Raw genomic sequence first — 6,939 nt, 5'->3', positions numbered from 1 at the left:
GAGCAGCCCGGTAGCTCGTCAGGCTCATAACCTGAAGGTCGTAGGTTCAAATCCTACCCCCGCAACCAACGAGATCTTAAAAAGCCCTCATCGCATATGCGGTGGGTTTTTTTTGCGTATAGAAAAACTGGATCTCTTGCTCTTTGTATCTGATAAAAGCGTATCAATTCATCTAGACAACTTATCTTATTGTTCAGCCAATTCGTAGGATATTCATAGAATCTTAAAACAACCATCACGAATGAGTCTTGAAAAAAAATCATTATCTAGCTCAAGAATTATTCATAAGTATATGGTGTTGAGCCGATGGTTGCGATCAAGGTAAGTAGTCTGTCAAAGACTTTCCAAAAAGGCAGTAAGGCCCTGAATTCGATTGACTTTGAGATTGATGAAGGAGAGATGGTTGCTCTTATTGGGGCGTCCGGATCGGGGAAGTCGACTTTGATCCGACATATCTCTGGATTGATGAAGAGCGACGTTTCTGGTGGAGAGATTGAAGTCTTAAGTCAGTCAATTCAAATAAACGGCAAGCTATCGACTGGTGTGAGAAAGGCCAGATCGGAAATTGGTGTTGTTTTTCAGCAATTCAATCTTGTAAATCGATTGTCAGTTTTGACCAATGTTCTCATTGGGTTGCTGGGGCAAATTCCAACATGGCGTGGCACTCTTGGTTATTTCACACAAGAGGAAAAAGGACTTGCAATGCAGGCCTTGGGACGTGTCGGGATCGACCATTTGCATGGCCAACGATCGTCAACACTTTCAGGTGGCCAGCAACAACGCGCTGCAATTGCAAGAGCGATTACTCAGGGGGCCAAGGTCATTCTTGCAGATGAGCCTATTTCTTCACTTGATCCTGCCTCGGCACGTAAAGTTATGGATACTTTGCAAGACATCAATAAAGAAGATGGTGTAACTGTATTGGTTACACTCCATCAGGTCGATTATGCCCTTAAATACTGCCCAAGAACAATTGCCATGCGTGAAGGAGAGATTGTTTACGATGGACCGTCTGAGCGCTTGACCCCGCAATTCCTCGAACAACTTTATGGTGATGCAAGTTTAGAGTTGCTGGACTCTGAAACACAGGATGATCTTGTGGTTACATCACTTCCCGAACAGGCCGTGGCATAGGGTCACGAACTGCGGTTTTACTACTAGCTATCATTCATACTTATTAATCTAGGAGAACAGGTAAAATGGTTCGCAAACTTATCGCGTCTGCTGCTGTTGCAGTTACGGCTCTTGTTGGTGGTGTTGCTCAGGCAGAACCTAACTACAAGCCTCTCGAAAAAGATCCAACAGTGATAAACTTTGGTATTATTTCAACGGAATCAACATCTAATTTGAAAGAACAGTGGATTCCATTGATGAAAGATATGGAAACTGCTCTTGGTATGGAAGTGAAGCCGTTCTTTGCTCCTGATTATGCGGGCGTTATTGAGGCAATGCGTTTTGGTAAAGTTCATCTCGCATGGTTTGGTAATAAATCAGGTATGGAAGCCGTTGATCGTTCTGGTGGTGAAGTTTTTGTTCAAACATCAAAAGCTGATGGCAGCCAAGGGTATTATTCTCATATTATTACCCACGTTGATAACAAAGAAATCAACAAGCTTGAAGATATTTTTAAGTGCGACAAGTCTATGAATTTTGGTATCGGTGATCCTAATTCGACTTCTGGGTTCCTCGTTCCGTCGTATTATGTCTTTGCTCAAAACGGTATTGATCCAAAAAAATGTTTCAAGACGGTTCGTAACGCAAACCACGAAACAAACTTGATGGCGACCGCTAATAAGCAAGTTCACGTTGCAGCTAATAATTCTGAACAAATTGGTCGCTCTTTGAAAAAGGCCCCGGATGCTGCGTCAAAAATCAAAGTAATCTGGACATCTCCGCTGATCCCGTCCGATCCAATGGTTTATCGCAAGGATATGTCTAAAGAACTTAAATCACGTATCAAGGCCTTCTTTCTTGGATATGGTCGTCTTGGTGATGTAGCTCATGCCAAAGCAGTTCTTGGTGGGATCTCTGATGGTCAAGGCCTGTTTATGGAAAGCAATAATACGCAGCTTTACCCTGTTCGTCAGTTGGCTCTCTTTAAAAACAAGTTGAAAATCGAAGGTAACGACGGTTTGGCAGAAGACGATAAAGAAACCAAGCTTTCAGAAATTAATCAAAAACTTTCAGATCTAAAAATCCTGGTTGCTGCGCAGTAATTACTGATCGTGATATACGGCACTTCTGTCAACGAGGTGCCGTATATTTTTTGTATCCCCTTTTGTTTTAGAAAATGATCCATGTCGAGCATTCAAAGATACAATCACACAATTGATATTCCAAAGCGTGACATTAAACGTTCGGTTGGAAGTTTGGTAATGTGGGGTGCTATGTTTGCACTTCTAACATTATCATGGAAAGGCGCAGACATGCGCCCTATGGAACTGATCGACAATGCTGCCAATATGAGCCAATTTGCATCAGGTTTTTTCCCGCCTGATATGTCTCAGTGGAAGATGTACGTAGAAGAGATCTGGATTACTATTCAAATTGCAATATGGGGAACGGCGCTTAGCATCGTATGTTCTATTCCATTTGGAATACTCTCGTCTGAAAATATCGTTCCTTGGTGGATTTATCAGCCTGTACGCCGCGTGATGGATTCAGCTCGAGCCATCAATGAGATGGTCTTTGCAATGCTGTTTGTGGTTGCTGTCGGTCTTGGTCCTTTTGCTGGGGTTCTCGCTTTATGGATACATACCACAGGTGTTCTGGCGAAGCTCTTTTCCGAGGCTGTTGAGGCAATCGATCCAAGCCCGGTTGAAGGAATTAGATCTACGGGGGCGACAGGCTTACAAGAAGTGATCTTTGGTGTTATCCCTCAAGTGCTTCCTCTATGGATTTCGTTCTCTCTTTATCGATTTGAATCAAACGTCCGTTCGGCAACAGTACTTGGTATTGTTGGGGCTGGTGGTATTGGTATGGTGCTTTGGGAGAATATTCGCGGGTTTTATTATGCAGAGACTGCCGCGGTTATTATTTTGATTATTCTCTCTGTAAGTTTGCTTGATATCCTCTCACAAAGGTTACGAAAGTTGGTAACTTGATGGATACCAAATCGTCTGCTCTCCCCATAAAGAAGTTGCCCACCAAGAAACTGAGTGAAAAGCCAACGATAGCATCAACAGCGCTTGTTGTTGGAAGTACTCTTGGTAAGTGGGTCGAGATTGGGGAGGGCTCAAAGGTTATTGAAAGCTCAATAGGCGATTACTCATATGCAATACATGACTGTGATATTATTTATAGTGATATCGGAAAGTTTGTAAATATTGCTGCCAATGTTCGCCTTAACCCTGGGCAACACCCGATGGACAGAGCAAGCATGCACCATTTTCAATATCGAAGTGCTGCTTATGAAATGGGGGAAGACGATCAAGAGTTCTTTGAATGGCGGAAAGCTTCTCCGGTAAATATTGGTCACGATGTATGGATTGGCCAGGGCGCAATTGTCAAAGGTGCTGTGACTGTTGGTAACGGCGCTGTCATCGGTTCGGGGGCAGTCGTTACAAAAGATGTTGCTCCTTATTCAATCGTTGCTGGTGTCCCTGCGAAGACAATAAGGCAGAGGTTTGAAGCTCACATTCAAAAGGCACTTACGCGCATTGCCTGGTGGGATTGGGATCATCAGCTTCTTACTGATCGCCTCGATGATTTCAGGAAGTTTGATGCGTTAGAATTTTGTTTAAAATACGATCCCCAGATTTAAATTACTTACTTAAAATTGATATGATGACGCATTTTAAACGATTTGCGATATATTACGCACCGCCAAGGGGAAGTGATCTAGAAGCATTTGGGGAGAGCTGGTTCGAATGGAATTCACAACAAGTTGCTCCACGAATTCAATGCTCGGATACCTTAGATTTATCTAATGATGAAATTAAAAGAATAACATATGGCCCTGCGCGATATAAATTTCATGGAACATTAAAACCTCCCTTTTATTTGAATTCTGACTTTTCATTGGATGATCTTGATGCAGCTTTGTTTGACTTGGCACGTGCACATAAAGCATTTGAGTGCGGCGCTCTGCAATTGACTGAAATTGGTCAGTTCTTGGCTTTATGCCCTGTTGACACAGCGCAAAATATTACGAAATTAGCTTCAGCTTGTGTTGAAGAGATTGATCGGTTTCGAAAACCAGAGACACAGGGCGAAATGCAACGTCGCCGTGATGCGGGATTAACTCCTCACCAAGATGATCTTTTGGTTAAATGGGGATATCCTTATGTTATGGATGAGTTTCGGTTTCATCTAACCTTAACGGGGCGGATGGATAAGGAATTACACTTTCGTGCCAAAAAATCACTTACTTTTTATTTTAAAAATCTGCTACAGCAAAATTTTCCTTTCAAGGAAATTGCCCTATTTGGTGATCCTGGTGAGGGGCGAAAATTTCAAGAAATTGAGCGCTATAAGCTAAGCGTATAAGTTATATAGACTAATTACGAGAATATGAATGCTCATAGCTTAATGTATGTAAGTATGGATTTTCAATCGCGTTTATAAAATTTGACGATGAGTCTTCTATTGCAATCGAATTATCAATCTCAATGACGTTTTTGCCTGTGACCTTAAATGCTGTTGCCCGTTCGAGACGAATGTTGATGTCTAAGGTGCTTTCACGGCCTCGGGCTTGGAGACGCTTTCTAAGGGCCTCTTTGTCGACAACAATCGAGATTATCCTGATTTTTTTATATTCAAGCCTGGCTTCATTTAAAACGCTTCTTGAAACATTGACCACAACACTCTTTCCACTTGCAAGAGCATCGTTGATAGCAAGTGGAACACCGTAACATAAATTGTGTGCTTTCCATGAAAATGTAAAAAGGCCTGCTTTTTCTTTGTTTAGGAATTCGTCTGCTGAAATGGCGATATGGTCTTCGCCACCGGAATTTTCTGGACGTGTTATATAGCGTCTTGGAAAAGCAACATTTGTGGAGTGAGAGAAATAAGCACGCGCAATGTCTAAAAGGGTATCTTTCCCGGCACCGCTCGGGCCTACGATAAGATATAACCAACCTTGTTCATCCATTTTAAGACACTCTATGCCCTTCACGCCACACGCTCTTGATTATTGGGTGATGGGAAGAATGGTGTACGTGGATTAAGTCGGCTCGTTTACCAAGAGCAATTTCGCCTCTATCAGTGAGGCCAACTCTTTCAGCCGGTGTTTTTGTAACAGTCCTGACTGATCGAGGTAAGTCATAATTCTCAAAATTGTTATACAAAAGCATTGCGGCATGGAGTAAGCTATGGGGCACGTAATCGCTTGATATAATGTCCAAAAATCCATCTTTGGCTAAGGCACCTGCTGATATGTTCCCTGAGTGGGATTTTCCCCGGACTAGATTAGGACCACCCATCATGACAGCAAGTCCTGAATTGTGAGAACTTTTTGCGGCTTCTAAAGTTGTCGGGAATTCGGCGACTGTTACACCGTCGGATACAGCTTCCGCGACATGAGATGACGTGGCATCATCATGGCTGGCAAGGGCAAACCCTTTATCATGTGCAGTGCCTACAACATGTTTTCTGTTGCTGCTGCTGTATTTTTTTTGATCATCTTGACGGTCAGATATGAAGCGCTTCATTTCGCGATCACTTAAACCGTATTTACCTTGGTAATATATGTAATAGGCTTCCAGAGAAACAAACTGGCGTTGTCCGGGAGTGTGATCCATGACGGAAAGCATACGAACGAGTGTGTTATTTGCTAACTTGTCGAGGGCTGGAGCCATATCTGAATAACTGACTTCACACCGTAAGTGTATCAGGTGATCTGCACGAAGAAGGTTTTCTTTTCCTGCGTGTACAAGACTGCCGACCATCTCCTCGAGCCTTTTAACTCTTGAACTACCTTCATTGACATCGCCCACAGCAATTGCGTCAAATACAGTTGTGATGCCTGCACTTGCAACTTGATTGTCATGACTAATAACCGCTGCGACAGATGGCCATTCCGTTTTAGGGCGGGGAGTCATATGTTTTTCAAGGTTATCTGTATGTAACTCTACGAGACCTGGTAACAGTAGATCCTTATTAAGGTCATGAGCGCTGGAAAGTGAGCTGTTTCGATCCGATATATCCTGGATTTTGCCGTCCCGGACACACAAGGTGCCATTGATGACCTCGTCAGCTAAAACGATTTTTGCATTTGTGAAAACTTGTTCAGACATGATTTACGTACTCTGAAATTGGGTTACATCAAAGGATCTTGTGCAAACTGCGTCTCTGGCTTCTTGGTCATGGAAAATACCTAGAATAGCAGAACCGCGATCTTTGGCGGTTTCGATTAAATCAAGAACGGTTTGACGATTTTTGGCATCGAGCGAAGCAGTGGGTTCGTCGAGAAGCATTATGGGATATTCGGCGATAAAACCGCGGGCAATATTCACCCGTTGCTGCTCTCCGCCAGAAAAAGTTAAAGGCGATAAGTTCCAGAGTCTTTCCGGTATGCGCAATTTTGTTAAAAGGGCTTTTGCAGCCTCAATGGCATCTTTTTTGGAGTTCCCAAGTGCAATAGAGGGCTCTGAGACAATATCGAGAGTACCAACACGGGGTATAACTCTTAAAAATTGGCTGACATAACCAAGTGTTCTTTTTCTGATCTCTAGTATTTCATGAGGATCAGCACCGACAATATTCATATCCTGGCCTTGATGGCGAATAGTGATTTCGCCTTCGTTGCAAATATAATTGGCGTAAATCATTCTCATAAAAGTACTCTTTCCCGACCCTGATTCGCCGGTAAGAGCAACACATTCCCCTGTGGACAAAGAAAAGTTGATCTTTGAGAACACAGGAATGGTCATGCTGCCCTGATTGTGTAGCGTGAAGTGTTTACTTACATTATCCACGTGAATCATTTCTGACATATTC

The 6,939-nt window shown here is 42.9% G+C and carries 8 protein-coding genes; 5 read left to right on the top strand and 3 right to left on the bottom strand.

All coding sequences use genetic code 11. From position 1 onward, the window contains the following. The first annotated feature begins 306 nt into the window (after nt 1-306). The 5 genes from phnC to ACFSKO_RS13010 all read left to right on the top strand — a co-directional run bounded on the left by phnC (nt 307) and on the right by ACFSKO_RS13010 (nt 4,488). Nucleotides 307-1,134: a phosphonate ABC transporter ATP-binding protein gene (phnC, locus tag ACFSKO_RS13030; RefSeq protein ID WP_380252231.1), complete on the top strand. Its 828-nt coding sequence runs from the start codon at nt 307-309 to the stop codon at nt 1,132-1,134. 65 nt (nt 1,135-1,199) lie between these two features. Then, nucleotides 1,200-2,216 carry a phosphonate ABC transporter substrate-binding protein gene (phnD, locus tag ACFSKO_RS13025; RefSeq protein WP_380252229.1) on the top strand — a complete coding sequence of 339 codons (1,017 nt, stop codon included), beginning with the start codon at nt 1,200-1,202 and terminating at the stop codon, nt 2,214-2,216. 81 nt (nt 2,217-2,297) lie between these two features. Next, nucleotides 2,298-3,104 carry a phosphonate ABC transporter, permease protein PhnE gene (phnE, locus tag ACFSKO_RS13020; protein WP_380252227.1) on the top strand — a complete coding sequence of 269 codons (807 nt, stop codon included), beginning with the start codon at nt 2,298-2,300 and terminating at the stop codon, nt 3,102-3,104. Beyond that, entirely contained in the window at nt 3,104-3,763 is a 660-nt protein-coding gene (locus tag ACFSKO_RS13015) for an LbetaH domain-containing protein (protein ID WP_380252225.1), read from the top strand. The genes phnE and ACFSKO_RS13015 overlap by 1 nt, the downstream gene beginning before the upstream one ends. A gap of 20 nt (nt 3,764-3,783) precedes the next feature. Further along, nucleotides 3,784-4,488, top strand: a complete 705-nt coding sequence (locus tag ACFSKO_RS13010; protein WP_380252223.1) for a DUF1045 domain-containing protein — start codon at nt 3,784-3,786, stop codon at nt 4,486-4,488. A gap of 10 nt (nt 4,489-4,498) precedes the next feature. On the opposite strand, the gene phnN is transcribed toward ACFSKO_RS13010, so the two are convergent. The 3 genes from phnN to phnL are packed head-to-tail and all read right to left on the bottom strand — an operon-like array spanning nt 4,499 to nt 6,935. Next, nucleotides 4,499-5,092, bottom strand: coding sequence for a phosphonate metabolism protein/1,5-bisphosphokinase (PRPP-forming) PhnN (phnN, locus tag ACFSKO_RS13005; RefSeq protein ID WP_380252221.1), 594 nt, complete (start codon nt 5,090-5,092; stop codon nt 4,499-4,501). Nucleotide 5,093: 1 nt separating this feature from the next. Continuing rightward, nucleotides 5,094-6,236, bottom strand: coding sequence for an alpha-D-ribose 1-methylphosphonate 5-triphosphate diphosphatase (locus ACFSKO_RS13000; protein WP_380252219.1), 1,143 nt, complete (start codon nt 6,234-6,236; stop codon nt 5,094-5,096). A gap of 3 nt (nt 6,237-6,239) precedes the next feature. Next, the gene (gene phnL, locus ACFSKO_RS12995; RefSeq protein ID WP_380252217.1) at nt 6,240-6,935 is read right to left on the bottom strand and encodes a phosphonate C-P lyase system protein PhnL; all 696 of its coding nucleotides are present in this window, start codon (nt 6,933-6,935) and stop codon (nt 6,240-6,242) included. Nucleotides 6,936-6,939 lie beyond the last annotated feature (4 nt).

It is taken from the genome of Kiloniella antarctica, from assembly GCF_042682825.1.
GTDB classification, from domain to species: domain Bacteria; phylum Pseudomonadota; class Alphaproteobacteria; order Kiloniellales; family Kiloniellaceae; genus Kiloniella; species Kiloniella antarctica.
This window is presented reverse-complemented; position numbering and strand designations above follow the sequence as displayed.

What these genes read in the sequence shown, in the direction of transcription:
- ACFSKO_RS13015 (WP_380252225.1), top strand. Translation starts at nt 3,104, where the DNA reads ATGGATACCAAATCGTCTGCTCTCCCCATAAAGAAGTTGCCCACCAAG.
- phnL (WP_380252217.1), bottom strand. Translation starts at nt 6,935, where the DNA reads ATGTCAGAAATGATTCACGTGGATAATGTAAGTAAACACTTCACGCTA.
- phnE (WP_380252227.1), top strand. Translation starts at nt 2,298, where the DNA reads ATGTCGAGCATTCAAAGATACAATCACACAATTGATATTCCAAAGCGT.
- ACFSKO_RS13000 (WP_380252219.1), bottom strand. Translation starts at nt 6,236, where the DNA reads ATGTCTGAACAAGTTTTCACAAATGCAAAAATCGTTTTAGCTGACGAG.
- phnN (WP_380252221.1), bottom strand. Translation starts at nt 5,092, where the DNA reads ATGGATGAACAAGGTTGGTTATATCTTATCGTAGGCCCGAGCGGTGCC.
- phnC (WP_380252231.1), top strand. Translation starts at nt 307, where the DNA reads ATGGTTGCGATCAAGGTAAGTAGTCTGTCAAAGACTTTCCAAAAAGGC.
- ACFSKO_RS13010 (WP_380252223.1), top strand. Translation starts at nt 3,784, where the DNA reads ATGATGACGCATTTTAAACGATTTGCGATATATTACGCACCGCCAAGG.
- phnD (WP_380252229.1), top strand. Translation starts at nt 1,200, where the DNA reads ATGGTTCGCAAACTTATCGCGTCTGCTGCTGTTGCAGTTACGGCTCTT.